This is a genomic window from Sphaerisporangium sp. NPDC005289 (genome assembly GCF_040607455.1).
Classification (GTDB): domain Bacteria; phylum Actinomycetota; class Actinomycetes; order Streptosporangiales; family Streptosporangiaceae; genus Sphaerisporangium; species Sphaerisporangium rhizosphaerae.
Window position 1 is genome coordinate 1 of record NZ_JBEXGS010000037.1, and the last position, 15,728, is coordinate 15,728.

Sequence of the window (15,728 nt, forward strand, 5' to 3'; positions counted from 1 at the left end):
GCCCTCGCAGCTCTTGCACGAGCGGATGTGCCGGGTGATGTGCGCCCGCAGCAGCCGCGTCGGCGACTCCGCCCACGACCTCACCAGCCCCGGCAGCACCGAACACCGCGGCTCGGCGCCCCGGGCGTCCATGACCGCCGCCAGCCACTGCTCGGCATGACGCCGCCCCGCACGCGCCGCCGACTCCACCGACTCCACCGAGATGTCCAGCACCCGGGCCACCTCGTCGGACTTCAACCCATGACGAAGCGTCAGATCAAGGATCTCCCGCTCACGCGGCTCCAGGCTGGCCAGCACCTCCAGCGCGACCTCCGGGGCGCCGTCGCGTCCCCGCCGCGCGGAGGCGCCCTTGTGCCCCATGCCGTCCTGCCGTGCCTGGCACTCGGCGCGGGCCAGCGAGTACAGCCACGCGCGCAGCCGCGTCGCGTCGGGCAGCCGATGGGAGTGGGCGAGGGCCGCCTGCAGCGCCCCGGCCGTCGCCGCGAGGGCTTCGTCGTCGTCCAGCGCCGATCGGCAGTAGTCGTGGAGACGATCGCCGTACTCCTGGCACAGCCGCTCGTACGCGGCCGGATCGTCCCTACTGAGCACAGGGATCAACACTCCTGACGTAGACCAGGACGCTAACGAAACTAGCAAATGAGCGCCGACATCGCCCGGTTCCCGGCCGGTGGATCCTTCCGGCCGTACGGCGGCGTCGCATGCCAGTGTGGGCTCATACCATTGTTAGTACCAGTACAAAGATGGTACGGTACCACCATGGAGGACAACGCAGGCGGCGCCGGTGGGGCGCGGCCACAGGAGGCGTCCGCGCCGTCCCGGCACGAGCGGCGGCGCCGTGAGACCCGAGACCGCATCGCCCGCACCGCGCTGGCCCTGTTCGCCGGGCGAGGGTACGACGCGGTGACCATCGCCGAGATCGCCCAGGCCGCCGACGTCGCCAAACAGACCGTCGTCAACCACTTCCCGGCCAAAGAGGACCTGCTGCTGGCCTGGCACCGCCCGGTCGAGGCCGATCTGATCGACATGATCGACCAGCTCCCGCTGAGCACCCCGCTGCCGGAGTTCCTCAAGCAGGAGCTGCCGCGCATGTTCGCCCACCTGCCGCCGCTGCCGGAGGCGCCGGACGGCGAAGACCCGCGGAGCGCGGCCGACGACCGGCTCGCGGGCGTCTTCGCCATCATCCAGAACAGTCCCACCCTGCAGGACGCCCTGCGGCTGCGCGGCGCCCGCTATCAGGAGGACCTGGCGGCGATCCTGTCCGACCGCGTCCCCGCACACCTGGGGCCCGTCGCGGCGCGGGCGATCGCCGCCTACATCCTGACCACCGTCGGCGCCATGATCGAGGAGGCGACGCGGCTGCGCGGCGCGGGAGCGTCGCCGGAGCGGATCACCGCCACCCTCACCGACACCGTCGGCCGGGCGCTGGACATCCTGCACACCGGCCTCGGCGACGCGGCCCGGCCAGAGAGACCGTCCGGCAACCCCTGACGGTTCACCCACCCACGCGGGCCGAGGAGGGTCATGCGAACGGAAGAGACATCGGTGCTGGTCGCCGGCGGCGGGCTGGTCGGCCTGTCGGCGGCGGTGTTCCTGTCCTGGCACGGGGTCCCCACGCTGGTGGCCGAGCGCCATGCCGCGAGCTCGCCGCACCCACGCGCCGTCGGCTTCACGCCACGCACGATGGAGCTGCTCCGGGCGGTCGGCCTGGGCTCGCACGTGCCGCAGGTGCCGCCCGGCGCGCGGCTGCGCCGGGCCCGGGTCCAGAGCCTGGCCGGGCCGTGGTCGGAGGAGATCCCCTGGACGCCGCGCGGCGATGACGGGCCCGTGGATGAGGCGCCCGCGATCGAGTACTCGCCGTGCACAGGCGCGGCGATCGCCCAGGACCGGCTCGAACCCCTGCTCCGCGACAGGGCCGCCGAACTCGGCGCCGACCTCAGGTTCGGCACGGAACTGCTGACCTGGCGCCAGGACGCCGACGGGGTGCTCGCCGTGCTGCGCACCGGCGACGGCGACGAGCATCAAGTGCGGGCCGGCTACCTGCTCGCCGCCGACGGGACCCGCAGCCCCGTCCGGGAGGCGCTGGGGATCGGCCGAGGCGGCCGGGGCCACCTCGGCACCTCGCGCAGCGTGCTGTTCAGGGCCCCGCTGGAGGAGTACCTGGAGTCGGGGGTCAGCCAGTTCCAGATCGACCAGCCGGGACTGCAGGCGTTCCTCACCACCTACGGCGACGGCCGCTGGGTGCTGATGTTCGCCGACGACCGGGAACGCGACCCGGACACGCTGAAGTCCACGGTGCTCCAGGCGATCGGCCGGACCGACCTTCCGGTCGAGCTGATCACCACCGGCCGCTGGGAGCTCAGTGCCCTGGTGGCGGACCGCTTCGCCTCCGGCCGGGTCTTCCTCGCCGGGGACGCGGCGCACACGCTGCCCCCCTCCCGCGGCGGCTACGGCGCCAACACCGGCATCGAGGACGCGCACAACCTCGCCTGGAAGCTGTCCTCGGTGCTCTCGGGCGAGTCGGCGCCCCGGCTGCTCGGCACCTACGACGCCGAGCGACGCCCGGTCGCGTGGCTGCGCCACGACCAGATCTTCGCCCGGGCCGACCACCGCCGGTTCACCGAGACCCCCGGCGACGCCGGTACGCCGATCCTCGACGAGGAGGCCATGGAGTTCGGGCAGTTGTACCGGTCGGCCGCGGTGCTGACGGCCGGCGAGGAGCTGCCGCCCGCGGCGCGGCCCGAGCAGTGGGCCGGGCAGCCCGGCACCCGCGCGCCGCACCTGTGGCTGAGCGGAGACGGCGAGCGGCCGTCCACACTGGACCTGTTCCAGCGCGGGTGGGTCCTGCTGGCCGGCCACGACCGCTGGGCCGCCGCGGCCGAGCGGGCGAGCGAACGGACCGGCGTACCCCTGGAATGCCGGCGGATCGGCGGCCGGCTCCGGCCGCGGGAGCCGCAGGAGTTCCTCCGCGCCTACGGCGTCGGCCAGGACGGCGCGAGCCTGGTCCGGCCGGACGGCTACATCGCCTGGCGCTCCCGCGGCCTGCCCGTCCGGCCCGCCGGCGAGCTGACCGCGGCGCTGGCCCAGGTGTCCTGCGCCGCCTTCGCGCCGGCCCCGTCCGAGCACTTCGAATCTCGGTGACCGCCGGCCACGACACCTTCACGGAACAAGCGGCCCGCCTCGGCGCCCGCCCGCATGTACGGGACACGTGGTGATCGAGGTCACAAGGACAACGCGTACTTCGGCACGGAACGGAGAACCGGACGCTCCTACCTTGAGCTCATCGGGACTGAAACAGAACAGTCCCCCTGAGAAAGGAATCGATCATGACTGTTCGGCGGCGAATGACGGCACTGGCGGTGAGCGCCGCTGCCGCGGCGGCCGGCTTAGCCGGGACGGCGGGCGGCGCGCACGCCGCGACCGCCACCATCCACGGCGAGGCCAAGCTCTGCTACACCGGTTTCACCTGCCAGACGGTGCAGTTCGAACACGAACTCACCCCGACCCGCCATGCCTTTCGAGACAGCGTCACCGTGGACGCCGGCTTCCGGAAGATCACGATGCGGGTCGCCAGCGAACTGGGAGACAACGCCCGGCCCGTCTTCCGCATCTCCCAGATCACCATCCAGGACTTCAACGGCAAGACGCTCAAGCGGCAGACCTACGACATCAACAAAGCGGCGGCGGCCGCACCCAACCTCGCCGTCGACAAGCAGACCCTCGACGAGACGAGCACCGTCAACGCGGTCGGCACCGCCTTCGCCAACTTCACCACCTGAGGTCGGTGAGCCGTACAGCTCCCGACGCCGGCGGCCACGGGCCCGGCATCCTGGGGAGCGAGCGATGAGCCGCCCGACGTCGGCCCGCCCACGCGGGGCGGGCCGGTCGCAGGGCCGGGCCGTTCACCCGACGACTACCAGGGCACCGGGCCGTCCTCGCTGAAGAAGCCGCCGGTCGGGCCGTCCGCGCCCAGGGTGGCCAGGCGCACCACGACCGCGGCGCCCTGCGCGGCGGTGCGGTGCCCGCGGAAGTTGTTGATGTCGGTGGCGCAGAAACCCGGGCAGGCGGCGTTGACCAGGATTCCGGCCTCGCGCAGCTCACTGGCGTACTGCACGGTCAGCGCGTTCAGGGCGGTCTTGGACGGCACGTACGCGGCCGACTGCGGCAGCCCCGCCAGCGGGCCGTCCGGGTCGCTGGTGATGGTCAGCGACGCGCCGGTGCTGCTGAGGTTCACGACGCGCGGCGCCGGTGAGCGCCGCAGCAGCGGGAGCATGGCGTTGGTCACCGCGATCACCCCGAAGACGTTGGTCTCGAACACCGCGCGGACCATGCCGGTGTCCACGGAGCTCGGGATCTCCCCGCGGGCCAGTTCTGGGGCGACGTGGTCCATCCCGGCGCCGGCGATTCCGGCGTTGTTCACCAGCACGTCAAGGCGGCCGAAGCGCTCCTCGACCCACGTGGCGGCCCGCCGGATCGTTTCCGGGTCGGTGACGTCCAGGGTGAGGGCGTGCGCGTCGCCGCCCGCCGCGCGCAGGGCCGCGGCGGCGTCCTGGCCGCGCCCGGGGTTCCTGGCGCCGACCAGGACCGTCATGCCCAGCGCGGCCAGCCGTCCGGCGGTCGCGTGGCCGATCCCCTTGTTCGCCCCGGTGATCAGTGCCACCCGCCGCTGTGTGGTGTGTTCGTTCATGACCGAGCTCCCGTCCGAGCGTGTCCGTCTGTGCGAAGTCAGGTGAAGCCGCGTGAAGCCGCGTGCCGCGCGGATCGTTCGCGCGGCGTCCTGACGGACACCAGATGCCGGCGGTCCGGCCGCTGTGACAGCGCGCCCGTGTGACGTGCGCCACCGGCCGCGGGTGTCACACATTGGTGCGGGCCGGCGTCTTGTGCGTGTGGCACAGTCGAGAACCGACAGGCGGGAGCCGGCGATGAACGAGGGCAGCGAGCCGACGACGGGCACAGGGGAGGCGCCCGCTCGCGGCGACCGCATGGACTCCGCCACCGAGGTGTTCATCGCCCACCGCAACCTGCTGTTCACCGTCGCCTACGAGATGCTCGGCTCGGCCGCCGACGCCGAGGACGTCCTGCAGGAAAGCTGGCTGCGGTGGGCGGGCGTCGACCTCGGCGCCGTGCGCGACCGGCGCGCCTACCTCGTCCGGATCACCACCAGGCAGGCGCTGAGCCGGCTGCGCACCCTCGGCCGGCGCAAGGAGTCCTACGTCGGTCCCTGGTTGCCCGAACCGCTGCTGACCACTCCCGACGTGGCCGAGGACGTGGAACTGGCCGACAGCGTCTCGATGGCGATGCTGCTGGTGCTGGAGACGCTCGCGCCGACCGAGCGGGCGGTGTTCGTGCTGCGCGAGGTGTTCGACCTGGACTACGACGAGATCGCCGAGGCGGTCGGCAAGCGCCCGGCCGCGGTCCGCCAGATCGCCCACCGGGCACGGGCCCACGTCGCCGCGCGCCGGCCGCGCGGAGTCGTCTCCGCGGCCGAGACCCGCGGCGCCCTGGAGGCGTTCCAGCGGGCGGTCCAGACCGGCGACCTGCAGCGCCTGCTCGACATGCTCGCGCCGGACGTCGTCTTCCTGGGGGACGGCGGCGGGGTCCGGAAGGCCGCGCTGTCGCCCATCGTCGGGGCCGTCCGGGTGGCCCGCGTGCTGACCGCCGGAGTGCGCAAGATCGGCCAGGAGATGGCGGTCGAACCCGTGCAGGTCAACGGCTACCCGGCGCTGGCGCTCCGGCTCGACGGCGAGATCGACACCCTCATCGCGGTGCGCATCGACGACGGCCTCATCACCGGCCTCTACGCCGTACGCAATCCCGAGAAGCTGTCGCGGGTGGACAGAGAGACCGCGCTGAGCCGCTGACCCGCGCCCGCCCCTTCCGGGCGCGCCTGTCCTGCTTCGTTCAGGACGTGCGCCTGAAGGCGCCGGCGTTGCGCGCGCACCAGTCGGCGAACGTGCGGGGCCTGCGCCGGAGCAGGCGTTCCACGGTGTCGGTGCGGAACCCGGCGGTGTCGGCGCGCATGAGATGGAACCCCTCGGCGATGGCCTCGGCCAGCGCCGGGGGCGCCCCGCCTGGGAAGCGGGAGGCGACGGCCTGCTCCGCGGTGGTCACCGTCCGTACCTCCAGGTCCCGGCCGGCCGCCGCGGCGAGGATCTCGACCTGCTGGGTGACGGTGAACAGTTCCTCACCGGTGAGCACGTACTCCCTGCCCTGATGGCCCTCGCCGGTCAGGGCCAGAGCGGCGACGGCGGCGATGTCGGCGGGGTCGATCGGCGCGTACCGGCCAGGGCCGATCGGATCGAGGACGTAACCCGCCTCGCGGATGGTGGGCAGCCACTCCAGGGCGTTGGTCATGAAGCCGCCAGGCCGCAGGAACGTGGCCGGGATGCCGGACGCGCGGATGACCTGCTCGCGTTCGTGGTGCCAGCGGCCCATGGCGGGCATCGGGTCGCCGAGCACGTTGAAGGAGGACAGGTGCACGATGTGGCGCACCCCGGCGGCCTGGGCAGCGGCGACGGCATGCCTGGTGTGGTCCAGGCCGATGCCGGGGGTGAGCAGGAACAGCCGGTCGGCTCCGGCGAAGGCGGGCGGCAGCGTCGCCGGGTCGCTCAGGTCCCCTACGACCCGTTCGGCCCGCCCGGGCAGCGCGGCGGCGCGGACCGGGTCGCGGATCAGGATGCGCAAGGGCGCGCCGGTCTCCTCCAGCCCTCGGACGAGCTCGCGGCCGACGTTCCCGGTCGCGCCGGTGATCAGTATCATGAGAGCTCCCAAGTCATGTACCGGTTAACGATGGCAGAACGTTAACCGGTACATGATCTGGCCGTCAATCGAACCGCACCGCGTCCCCGACACCGGAAGGCCCTGTCATGCCCGAGTTCCTGGACCTGCACAGCAAGATGTCGAAGGCGCTGCGGGCGGCGGCCGAGGTGGCCATGCGCCGTCACGGGGTGCACCTGGGGCAAGATCACCTGCTCGCGGTGCTGTGGCGGCAGGACGGCCGCACCCCCGGCGAGGTGGCCGCCGCCCTGAACGTCACCACCCCCAACGTGGTCAAGGCGGCCACCCGGATGGCCGCGGCCGGCCTGCTCACCAGGCGCCGCGACGACCGGGACAACCGGCTGGTCCGCTTGTGGCTCACCGACGCCGGAAGCGCCCTGCGGGCGCCCATCGAGAGGGAGCGGCGGTTGCTCGAGGAGGCGGTCACCGCCGACCTCACCGAGGCGGAACGCGAACATCTGCTCAGCGCCCTGGCGAAGATCCACCGCTCGGCGCGCACCCTGCTGGACGCCCCCGTCGCCCACCGTGACTCGGCCACCGCCTGACGCCATTCAGCCGGACGCGCCGGATCACCCGGCGCGAGCAGGACCGGGAGCGCGAACATCACCAGGGCGGCAGCCACGATGGCGCCGATCACGATGTCCACGTACCGGAAGGCAGCGTGGGAGAACACCGTCCCGCGCCGCACCATCGTGACCGGCCGCCACATGCAGACCAGGACGACCTGGACCGTCACGACACCCAGGACCATGATCACCAGGAACGGGTGCGCAGGTAGGCGTAGTGCGCGTCCAGCTCCTCCTGGTCGATGGCGAGCAACGGCACCATCACCGTCTGCACGAACACCGACCCGGCGAGCAGCGCCACGGGCACGACGCGCAGCGCGAGCACCGGCAGCCTCCCCATCATCTCTCCTTCGATCGACTAACGATGATCATCTATCGACTATCGATATACGAGATAAGAGGTCAGGTCGTCGAGACGTGGGCTGGGTGAGGACGAGCACCACGGCCGGTGCGGCTCCGCCGGCGAGCTCGACGGCCGATCGCGCCGGCGGTGGGTTATGCCGGCGGCGCCGCGACGGTGCGGGGCCGGGGGAGTGAGGCGAACAGGCGCCCGACCGCGGCCAGGTCGCCGGACACGGTGACCTGGCCGGCGCTCACGGCCTCCTCGACGGCGAGCTTGCCGGTCATCAGGCCCGCGAACGTCCGGGTGTCGGCGGTGACGGTCGCGTCGGGCGCGGACGGCTCGCCGCGGGCGACGTCGATGCGGCCGCCGGAGACGCGCACCGTGATGTGGTCGTCGCCGAAGACCAGCCCATAGGTCGCGGTCAGGCCGCCGCTCGCCTCCGCGTCGAAGTCCCCCTGGAGCGCCAGCATGAGCGCGTCGACGCTGATGCCGGCGTCCAGGTCGCGGAACGGGGACAGCCGGCCCCAGTGGCCGAGGTGCACGAGCACCGGCTGGAGCTGCCGCCCCCATTCGGTCAGCTCGTACACCCAGAACCGCCCGGGCGGCCCGAGCTTGCGGCGCCGCACGATGCCGGACTCCTCCAGTTCGCGCAGCCGCTGCGACAGGCGGTTGGGGCCGGCGTTCGGCAGCCCGGCACGCAGGTCGCTGAAGCGTTTGGGGCCGAGCAGCAACTCGCGCACCACCAGCAGGGCCCAGCGCTCGCCGACCAGGTCAAGGGCGTGCGCGGCGGCGCAGGCGTCGCCATAGTTCCGCGTGCCTCCCACGTCGCCGAGTCTAACCGAGCTTTCGGACCGAAGAGAACCTTCTAGTTCCGAAGTTGTACTAACAGGTATCGATATGTACTGTGCATCGCAGGCCCCCTCGGGCCAGGAAGGCCATCCTCTCGACAGGAAGAAGAAGCGATGATCCTCATCACAGGCGCGAACGGGCGTCCCGGCTCGGCGGTCGTGCGTGAGTTCGCGCGGCGCGGCCGGCCCGTCCGGGCGCTCGTGCGGGAGCCGGCGAAAGCCGAAGGCCTGCGCGGCCTGCCGGGCGTCGAGATCGTCCACGGCGACATGCTGTGGCCCGAGACGCTGGAGCCGGCGCTGGCCGGGGTGGACCGGGTGCTGATGATCTCCGGTGCCGGTCCGCTGATGCTGGAGACCCAGTGCACGTTCATCGACGCCGCGGTCAGGGCGGGCGTCGGCCACATCGTGAAGTTCTCCGGCAAGGACTCCACCGACGGGTTCGACAACGAGAGGTTCCGGTCCAGCCGCAGTCACGAGCAGATCCAGCGGTACCTGTACGCCTCCGGCGCGCTCTGGACGGTGCTGCAGCCGAGCCAGTTCATGCACGTGTACTTCGAGGAGGTGCCCGACATCGTCGCCTCCGGCGAACTGCGCCTCCCGCTCGGCGACACCACGCTGGCCCCGGTCGACATCGACGACATCGCCAAGGTGGCCTGCGCCGTGCTCACCACGCCCGGCCACGAAGGCGCGATCTACCCCATGACCGGCCCCGAGGCCCTCACCATGACCGAGGCCGCCCGGCACATCTCCGACGCCATCGGCAGGCCCGTCCGCTACCGCGACGTCTCCATCGAGGACAAGCAGCGGTCCTGGACCGAGGCCGGGTACCCCGCGCCGCGCGTGACGGCGTTCGGGCAGCTCTTCGCGGAGCGCCGCAGGCTTGGCCGCTCGACAGTCGACCTCGGCACCCACGAGCGCTTCGGCGTCGAGCCGACCACCTTCGCCGAGTTCGCCCGCCGCCACGCCGGGGTCTTCCGCGGCGAGGCCCAGTACGCCGTCACCCCGGCCGGCCGGTCGGGCGACGGCGCCAGGTGAACGGGCGGCCTCGCCCGGCCACGCGTGGCGCATGCCACCTCGGCCATGACCGAAGCGGCCCAGGGACGGCCACCGTCGTGTGGTCCGGCCCGCCGTAAGTGCGGGCCGAAATCGCGGGCCGAAAGTCAGGGGTGATCTCAGGGATGTCCTCCGCCGGTCGGAGGAGCGGCTCAGCCGAGCGGCGTATGGAGGAACGAGGGTCCCGCGCGGCAGGCTGGAGCCAACAGGACCGGCATTCCCGGTGCCGGTTCGTGAGCTCACGGGGGCCATCCCGGTGGAGAGCAGGAGCCCGAAGTGAAGCACACGGCGCTGACCGGAGCAGCCGTCGCACTCGCCACGACACTTCTCGTCGCCGCGTGCGGACCGTCACCCACCACCGGATCCTCGGTGGCCGGGCACGGGACCACCTCCGGCTCGCCGCAGGCGAGCACGGGCACGACCACCGGCACGCACGCCGGCCACGGGGGACCGTTCAAGGCGCCTCCGCCCCAGCCGTTACGCCCGTCCGAGCGGTTCGTGGACCTGAAGCCGCCAAAGCCGTACACCCCGGCCGCCCCCTCGGGAGGAACCGACGAATACCGCTGCTTCCTGCTCGACCCCGGCCTGACCGGTCCGGCGTTCCTCACCGGCAGCCAGTTCCTGCCGCAGAACACCGCGATCGTGCACCACGCGATCATCTTCCAGATCGGCCCGGACAAGGTGCAGGCCGCCCGTGACCTCGACGCCCGCACGCCCGGCGAGGGATGGACGTGCTTCGGCGACGCCGGCGTCCAGGACGGCGCCTGGGTCGGCCACTGGGCGCCGGGGGCCAACGAGACGCTGTTCTCGCAGAAGGTCGGCTACGCGATGGCGGCCGGCAGCCGGTTGATCATGCAGGTGCACTACAACCTGCTCGCCACCGACGGCAAGCCCGGCCAGAGCGACCGGTCGGGGATACGGCTGCGGGTCGCCGACGGCGAGAAGGGCTACACCCCCTTGCAGACCGCGCGGCTCCCGGCCCCCGTCGAACTCCCCTGCGCGAGCGGCGAGTCCGGCCCGTTGTGCGACCGGAAGGCCGCCGTCGGCGACCTGACCCACCGCTTCGGGGCACAGGCCGAACAGACGCTCGGCATGCGCAGCGAGTTCTGCGCCAAGGGCGCGGCCGTTCCCCCCGGCCCGACCCAGCACTGCGACCGCCCGGTCCCGGGGCCGGCGACCATCTACGGCGTCGCCGGGCACATGCACCTGCTCGGCCGGTCCATCACGATCCAGCTCAACCCCGGCAAGCCCGGCGAACGGACCCTGCTCGACATCCCGGTCTACAACTTCGACGACCAGGCGATCCGGCCGCTGCCGAAGCCCCTCGCCGTCAAGGCCGGGGACACCCTCCGGGTGACCTGCACCCACGACGCGGGGCTGCGCAGGATGCTGCCCGCTCTGCAGGGCCTGCCGCCCCGGTACGTCGTGTGGGGTGAGGGCACCAGCGACGAGATGTGCCTCGGCCTGCTGATCTGGTCTCCGGCCGGCCGTTCCAAGGGCTGATCGCGCGGGCCGGCGGCGGGGCACGGTGATGCGCGCGATGAGCGTGTGCCCCGCCACGCGCCTGTGTGGTGCGTTAAATCCGTTGTCGGCCGCCGGGCGCGTCACCGATGATGGCCGCCATGCCCACGACACGACGAGCGGACATGTTCACCGCGGACGGCAAGCCCTCCGACGACGACCCGCGGGAGAACGGGCCGACGTTGGGCGACGAGCGCACCACACTGATCGAGAACCTGCGCTGCGCACGCCTCACACTGGAGATGAAGTGCTCCGATCTCGACGCGGAGGCCATGGCACGGCGGTCGGTCGAGCCGTCCACGATGTCGCTGCTCGGGCTGGTGCGGCACCTGGCCGAGGTGGAGCGCGCGACGTTCCGGGTGCTGATGGCCGGTCACGACGTGCCCCGGCTGTACTGCTCCGACACCGACCGTGACGGTGACTTCGACGGCGCCGTTCCCGACCCCCAGGTGGTGGCGGAGGCGTGGGAGGCGTGGCGCGCCGAGGTGGACTTCGCCGAGCGGTACGTCGCCGGGGCGCCCGATCTCGACGTCACCGCCGACGACCCCGAGAACCTGCACGGCAGCGGCGGGGGACTGATGTCGCTGCGCGAGGTGCTGGTCGGGATGATCTGGGAGTACGCCCGCCACATGGGCCACGCCGACCTGCTGCGCGAGCGCATCGACGGCCGCATCGGCCAGTGATCATCCCCGCCGCAGGCTGGGCGCGCCGTCGAGGTGCGCGCTTGGTCAGCGTGACTCGGGCGGTAGGTACTCGAAGATCGGCCCGGCCGTGGTGCCGTCTTCGTCGGGCGTTCGCATCAGAGCCTGGGCCTGGGCCTTGAGCGCGTACATGGCGCGCGTGGCCTGCCCGAGCAGCTCGGGGTGGCCGTTGAAAGCCTGTTGCAGCACCTGCAACAGGTCGCGGTAGCCGTGGCCGAACTCCTCCTGCGCCGCGCGTATCGGGCTGCCCGGGGCGTGGTCGGCCAGCCGCGGGTTCCGCCGCATCGGCAGGACGCCGGCCGGGTCCACGGAGATCGTCTCGCCGGTGGGCCCGGTCTGCGGGGTGTCGCCCCGCTGGTAGCGCCGGCCGGCCTTGAGCTCCTGGAACCGGTAGTAGTGCGCGACCTCGTCCCGTTCCGGGTGGAAGACATCCTGGTCGCCGTCCCAGACCTCGCCACCCGCCGCACCCTCGCCCTGCTCGACGATCTCTTCCAGCGCCGCCAGCGCGGACTTCAGACCGTCCACCGCTGCCAGCCGCCCGGCGGTGTGCCGGAAGTGGCCGGCGCTCACCTGGCGGGACGGATCGCCGCAGAAGACCGCCTGCTCGCCGAGCCGGTCGCACAGGTCGCGCAGTCCTTGTTCGATCGCGGCGTAGAACTGCCCGATCGTCTCGTAGGCGTCTCCCTCCGCCGGACCGCCGGGCGGTGCCGGCCGTTCGAGACGCAGGAACATTTCCAGCGCCTCGGTGCCGAAGGGAAGCAATGACAGCTCCAGGGACCTGTCGCCGTGCGGCAACCGCCGGGGGTGCGGCGGCAGCATCTCCGGCCTGTCCAGCCGTGGCCGGCCACCGACGGCGTTGAGCAGGTTGGCGGCCAGCACGAGGTGCAGCATCTCCTCGACGAAGACGCCGCCCACCACCTCGGCGGCCTCCGGGTTGCGGTCCGGGTCGAGCGAGTAGAGCGCGCACAGGTACGGCGGAAGGGTCGCGTGCTCCAGCTCGATCGCCCACTGCAGGTGCTCGCGGAGACTGTCGAGCGTGTCGATCCGTGCCGCCGAGGCGGCGGCGGACTCTGGCGGTCGCGGGTGTTCCATGGGTGTCCTATCTCGGTGTTCGGGAAGGGGCGGATCGCACCGCCGCCAAAGGGACGTTCGGGACGGGTCACGCACCTGGACGCCGGACCCCGATCGCCAGCTAAGACAGGACAGCCCACCGGCCCTGTGACAGAACCCGCGAGAAAATCAGCCGGCCCACCCCGCCCGCGCCGGGCTCGCGGCGACATACGAGCACTCGGCTCGCCCAGGCCGGCCGAGGCTCCTCAGGACCGCACGACCATGCGGGCCGCCGGACCGGGATCCATCACGGGCGGAGCGGAGAAGAATCAGAGGACACTCGACCCGATCGCGGCGAGGTACACCAACACCGCGGACGAGCGGCGACCGGCGCGCCCACCAGCGCGGCGAGATCCCCTCCCATGCCTGACCAGGCACGACCGTCGGCCCGGGCAGGGCATCCGGCCCGGGCGAGGTGACGGCGAGGTCAGTACGGCCAGCCGGGGACGTTCAGCCGGACGCGGTAGAGGCCGAAGTTGCCGCTGTTACCGCCCCGGGAGGGCGTGCCCGAGGTGATGTACAGCGTCCGGCCGTCGGAGCCGCCGAAGGCGACGTTGGTGGTGTTCAGCCCGGCGGAGATGGTGCCGAGCTGCGCGCCGGACGGCGCGTACACGTGAACCTTGCCGTCGTTGTAGGACACCTGGTAGAGGTTGCCGGCACAGTCGATCGTCGCGCCGTCCGAACCGTTCAGGGACGCGAAGTCGGCGCGCGTGCCGACGCTGCCGTCAGCGTTGACCGGCCACTTGTAGACCTTCCCCGAACCGTTGCCGCCGACGTAGAGCGTCTTGCCGTCGGGGGAGAGCACGATGCCGTTCGGCTCCCGGATGGTGTCGTCGATCAGCGAGACGACGCCGTTCTTGACCCGGAACACGCCGGTGCGGCCGGACATCTGGTCCGTGCGGTTCGCGCGCTGGAAGTCGGGGTCGGTGAAGTAGACGGTGCCGTCGGCTCCGACGGTGAGGTCGTTCGGCGAGTTGAAGGCGTGCCCCTGGTAGGAGGAGGCCACCACGCCCCGCGTCCGGTCCGACAGGCGGAAGGATGAGACGCTGCGCTGGTCGTGCGTCGCGGCCAGCAGTGTGCCTCCGTCCCGGCTGAGCGCCAGGCCGTTGCTGCCGGAACCGGCGATGAAGGTCTCGAAGGTGTTCGGCTCGGTGAAGCGCAGCACGTCCGCGGGCTGGACGCCTTCCGAACCGGTGCCGTCACGCATCAGCGACAGCAGCAGGGTCTGGGTGGTGGCGTCCCAGACCGGGCCCTCCAGGAAGTTGAACCCGTCGCGGATCTTCGTGGCGGACACCGACGTCGACGGCAGCGGGTTGGGGTAGCTCGTGCCCGGCGTGCACGGCCCGACGCCGGGGCGCGGCGTCCCCGGCGAGGGGGTGGGCGTCGGCGTGGGTGTGGGCGTGGGTGTCACGGTCGGCGTGGGCGTGGGCGTCGGCGTCGGCGTCGGGGTGGGGGTGGGCGTGACCGTGGGGGTGGGGGTGAGGGTCACGGGCCCGCTGCACATGACGCCGTTGAGCCAGAAGGTGTTGGGCACGGGGTTGGCGCCCGTGAGGCTCGCGCTGAACCCCATGCCACTGGCCGTGGCGTTGGTGGCGATGGAGCCGTTGTAGGGCATGCTGGTCGCGGTCACGTGCGCGCCGGACTGCGTCCACGTGGCGTTCCAGCCGGACCCGATCCTCTGGCCGGAGTCGGGGAAGTCGAACTCCAGCTTCCAGCTGCTGACCGGGTCGCCGAGGTTGGTGATGGCCACATCGCCCTGGAAGCCGCCGCCCCACTGATTGACGATCTTGTAGGTCACCTTGCACCCGGCGGCGGCCGCCGCCGGCATCGTCACCGCTGCGACTCCACCGGAGACGACCAGCGCGGCGGCCAGTCCGGTGACCGCGAAAGTGGCGAGACTCCGTCTCATCTGGGCGTCCTTTCGGCAACGACGACGGGCAGCCGCCGCCCGCCTCAGAGCGCCGGTCGGGGACGGGGTCCACCGGCACGCCACGCGGCGCACCGCCGACCGACGTCCCGGGATCAAAGATTAGGTGGAGGGTCGCGATCGGTCGCCCGTCACGGCGTCCGCCGGGTGAGACGCCGCCTGATCACCCTTCGCGCGGCGGCCGGTCGCCGCCGCACCGACGCCCGCCTCAGCCTGGGCGAACGCCACCGCCCGCCGGTCCCGGCGAGCCGATCGGCGACCGAGAAGAGCCCGGGCCGCGGCGCTGAAACGTTCAGCCCGCCCCCGAGCGCCATGGCCGTCATGGCGGTGGGATGTCAGGTGATGGTCGGGGCGTTCTTCCGGCGTTCGTAGTGGCGGCGCGCTTTCATGCGGTTGCCGCAGCCGGCCATCGAACACCATCGGGCGCTGTTGCTCTTGGAGTGGTCGACGAAGAAGAGCGTGCACTCGTCTTTGTTCTCGCAGGCGCGGAGCCGGCCGGGGGCGGTGTGCCGGAGCGCGTCCCAGGCCACGATGGCTCGGGCCGCCAGGATGTGCTCGCGAGGCGTCGCGAGCCGCCAGCTGATGCCGGTGTCGCTGATGAGCGGCTGGTAGCTGACGCCGTGGAGCGCCGGGGCGAGCGCCGCCGGCGTGGCCTGGTCGTGCACCAGTGCCTGGAGCGTGTCGCGGGTCGAGCGCAGAAGTGCGAGGTCTTCGCCGAGATGCGCTTCGCCCGCGTGTTCCGCGATCCAGGCGCCGGCCTCCTCGGGGTCGGCGAGACGATCGGTCACCTCTCCGGCGACGGTCGGGGTCGTGTTCAGCAGGGCCAGGAGCAGCCCCTCGTCCAGGCTTTCGACCTTCATCGTCGTTCTAACCTCCATTCTTGTT

Annotated in this window: 16 protein-coding genes and 1 pseudogene; 8 read left to right on the forward strand and 9 right to left on the reverse strand. The window is 72.1% G+C overall.

Annotated features, from left to right (window positions below; all coding sequences use genetic code 11):
- Positions 1 to 588: sigma factor-like helix-turn-helix DNA-binding protein (locus ABZT47_RS38210; RefSeq protein ID WP_354853110.1), on the reverse strand; the 588-nt coding region annotated here is incomplete at its 3' end.
- 168 nt (positions 589 to 756) lie between these two features.
- Between ABZT47_RS38210 and ABZT47_RS38215 the strand changes: the two genes are divergently transcribed.
- From ABZT47_RS38215 to ABZT47_RS38225, 3 genes are all read left to right on the forward strand, one after another.
- Positions 757 to 1,488, forward strand: a complete 732-nt coding sequence (locus tag ABZT47_RS38215) for a helix-turn-helix domain-containing protein (RefSeq protein ID WP_354853112.1) — start codon at positions 757 to 759, stop codon at positions 1,486 to 1,488.
- Positions 1,489 to 1,521: 33 nt separating this feature from the next.
- Positions 1,522 to 3,138 (forward strand): FAD-dependent monooxygenase, encoded by a 1,617-nt coding sequence (locus tag ABZT47_RS38220; protein ID WP_354853114.1) that lies wholly within the window; start codon positions 1,522 to 1,524, stop codon positions 3,136 to 3,138.
- A gap of 185 nt (positions 3,139 to 3,323) precedes the next feature.
- Positions 3,324 to 3,776, forward strand: coding sequence for a hypothetical protein (locus ABZT47_RS38225; protein ID WP_354853116.1), 453 nt, complete (start codon positions 3,324 to 3,326; stop codon positions 3,774 to 3,776).
- A gap of 134 nt (positions 3,777 to 3,910) precedes the next feature.
- On the opposite strand, the gene ABZT47_RS38230 is transcribed toward ABZT47_RS38225, so the two are convergent.
- Positions 3,911 to 4,684 (reverse strand): SDR family oxidoreductase, encoded by a 774-nt coding sequence (locus ABZT47_RS38230; RefSeq protein WP_354853118.1) that lies wholly within the window; start codon positions 4,682 to 4,684, stop codon positions 3,911 to 3,913.
- Positions 4,685 to 4,979: 295 nt separating this feature from the next.
- Here ABZT47_RS38230 and ABZT47_RS38235 point away from each other — a divergent pair, with 295 nt between their 5' ends.
- Entirely contained in the window at positions 4,980 to 5,858 is an 879-nt protein-coding gene (locus tag ABZT47_RS38235) for an RNA polymerase sigma-70 factor (RefSeq protein WP_354853208.1), read from the forward strand.
- Positions 5,859 to 5,898: 40 nt separating this feature from the next.
- Here the strand turns inward: ABZT47_RS38235 and ABZT47_RS38240 are convergent, their stop codons facing one another.
- A complete protein-coding gene (locus tag ABZT47_RS38240; RefSeq protein WP_354853120.1) occupies positions 5,899 to 6,756 on the reverse strand; it encodes an NAD(P)H-binding protein in 858 nt (285 codons plus the stop codon).
- 107 nt (positions 6,757 to 6,863) lie between these two features.
- Here ABZT47_RS38240 and ABZT47_RS38245 point away from each other — a divergent pair, with 107 nt between their 5' ends.
- On the forward strand, positions 6,864 to 7,319 hold the full coding sequence (locus ABZT47_RS38245; RefSeq protein WP_354853122.1) for a MarR family winged helix-turn-helix transcriptional regulator: 456 nt from the start codon (positions 6,864 to 6,866) through the stop codon (positions 7,317 to 7,319).
- A gap of 83 nt (positions 7,320 to 7,402) precedes the next feature.
- Here the strand turns inward: ABZT47_RS38245 and ABZT47_RS38250 are convergent.
- The 3 genes and pseudogenes from ABZT47_RS38250 to ABZT47_RS38260 form a co-directional block, all read right to left on the reverse strand.
- Positions 7,403 to 7,525 (reverse strand): annotated as a pseudogene (locus ABZT47_RS38250) (DUF2975 domain-containing protein); the annotation flags it as partial.
- Between the two features lie 2 nt (positions 7,526 to 7,527).
- Positions 7,528 to 7,680: a hypothetical protein gene (locus tag ABZT47_RS38255; protein ID WP_354853124.1), complete on the reverse strand. Its 153-nt coding sequence runs from the start codon at positions 7,678 to 7,680 to the stop codon at positions 7,528 to 7,530.
- Positions 7,681 to 7,835: 155 nt separating this feature from the next.
- Positions 7,836 to 8,507 carry a winged helix-turn-helix transcriptional regulator gene (locus ABZT47_RS38260; protein ID WP_354853126.1) on the reverse strand — a complete coding sequence of 224 codons (672 nt, stop codon included), beginning with the start codon at positions 8,505 to 8,507 and terminating at the stop codon, positions 7,836 to 7,838.
- Positions 8,508 to 8,645: 138 nt separating this feature from the next.
- On the opposite strand from ABZT47_RS38260, the gene ABZT47_RS38265 reads away from it, so the two are divergent.
- From ABZT47_RS38265 to ABZT47_RS38275, 3 genes are all read left to right on the forward strand, one after another.
- Entirely contained in the window at positions 8,646 to 9,566 is a 921-nt protein-coding gene (locus tag ABZT47_RS38265) for an SDR family oxidoreductase (protein WP_354853128.1), read from the forward strand.
- Between the two features lie 294 nt (positions 9,567 to 9,860).
- The gene (locus ABZT47_RS38270) at positions 9,861 to 11,087 is read left to right on the forward strand and encodes a monooxygenase (protein WP_354853129.1); all 1,227 of its coding nucleotides are present in this window, start codon (positions 9,861 to 9,863) and stop codon (positions 11,085 to 11,087) included.
- A gap of 119 nt (positions 11,088 to 11,206) precedes the next feature.
- Positions 11,207 to 11,788: a DinB family protein gene (locus ABZT47_RS38275; RefSeq protein WP_354853131.1), complete on the forward strand. Its 582-nt coding sequence runs from the start codon at positions 11,207 to 11,209 to the stop codon at positions 11,786 to 11,788.
- 45 nt (positions 11,789 to 11,833) lie between these two features.
- Here ABZT47_RS38275 and ABZT47_RS38280 read toward each other — a convergent pair whose 3' ends face one another.
- The 3 genes from ABZT47_RS38280 to ABZT47_RS38290 all read right to left on the reverse strand — a co-directional run bounded on the left by ABZT47_RS38280 (position 11,834) and on the right by ABZT47_RS38290 (position 15,703).
- Positions 11,834 to 12,898: a ferritin-like protein gene (locus tag ABZT47_RS38280; RefSeq protein WP_354853133.1), complete on the reverse strand. Its 1,065-nt coding sequence runs from the start codon at positions 12,896 to 12,898 to the stop codon at positions 11,834 to 11,836.
- Positions 12,899 to 13,343: 445 nt separating this feature from the next.
- Positions 13,344 to 14,825 (reverse strand): SMP-30/gluconolactonase/LRE family protein, encoded by a 1,482-nt coding sequence (locus tag ABZT47_RS38285; protein ID WP_354853135.1) that lies wholly within the window; start codon positions 14,823 to 14,825, stop codon positions 13,344 to 13,346.
- Positions 14,826 to 15,178: 353 nt separating this feature from the next.
- On the reverse strand, positions 15,179 to 15,703 hold the full coding sequence (locus tag ABZT47_RS38290; RefSeq protein ID WP_354853137.1) for a CGNR zinc finger domain-containing protein: 525 nt from the start codon (positions 15,701 to 15,703) through the stop codon (positions 15,179 to 15,181).
- Between the last annotated feature and the right edge of the window lie 25 nt (positions 15,704 to 15,728).

Bases quoted from the DNA above. Each gene is read 5' to 3' on its own strand.
- ABZT47_RS38255 (WP_354853124.1), bottom strand. From the start codon at position 7,680: ATGGGGAGGCTGCCGGTGCTCGCGCTGCGCGTCGTGCCCGTGGCGCTG.
- ABZT47_RS38290 (WP_354853137.1), bottom strand. From the start codon at position 15,703: ATGAAGGTCGAAAGCCTGGACGAGGGGCTGCTCCTGGCCCTGCTGAAC.
- ABZT47_RS38285 (WP_354853135.1), bottom strand. From the start codon at position 14,825: ATGAGACGGAGTCTCGCCACTTTCGCGGTCACCGGACTGGCCGCCGCG.
- ABZT47_RS38230 (WP_354853118.1), bottom strand. From the start codon at position 4,684: ATGAACGAACACACCACACAGCGGCGGGTGGCACTGATCACCGGGGCG.
- ABZT47_RS38220 (WP_354853114.1), top strand. From the start codon at position 1,522: ATGCGAACGGAAGAGACATCGGTGCTGGTCGCCGGCGGCGGGCTGGTC.
- ABZT47_RS38225 (WP_354853116.1), top strand. From the start codon at position 3,324: ATGACTGTTCGGCGGCGAATGACGGCACTGGCGGTGAGCGCCGCTGCC.
- ABZT47_RS38245 (WP_354853122.1), top strand. From the start codon at position 6,864: ATGCCCGAGTTCCTGGACCTGCACAGCAAGATGTCGAAGGCGCTGCGG.
- ABZT47_RS38265 (WP_354853128.1), top strand. From the start codon at position 8,646: ATGATCCTCATCACAGGCGCGAACGGGCGTCCCGGCTCGGCGGTCGTG.
- ABZT47_RS38240 (WP_354853120.1), bottom strand. From the start codon at position 6,756: ATGATACTGATCACCGGCGCGACCGGGAACGTCGGCCGCGAGCTCGTC.
- ABZT47_RS38280 (WP_354853133.1), bottom strand. From the start codon at position 12,898: ATGGAACACCCGCGACCGCCAGAGTCCGCCGCCGCCTCGGCGGCACGG.
- ABZT47_RS38235 (WP_354853208.1), top strand. From the start codon at position 4,980: ATGGACTCCGCCACCGAGGTGTTCATCGCCCACCGCAACCTGCTGTTC.
- ABZT47_RS38275 (WP_354853131.1), top strand. From the start codon at position 11,207: ATGCCCACGACACGACGAGCGGACATGTTCACCGCGGACGGCAAGCCC.
- ABZT47_RS38215 (WP_354853112.1), top strand. From the start codon at position 757: ATGGAGGACAACGCAGGCGGCGCCGGTGGGGCGCGGCCACAGGAGGCG.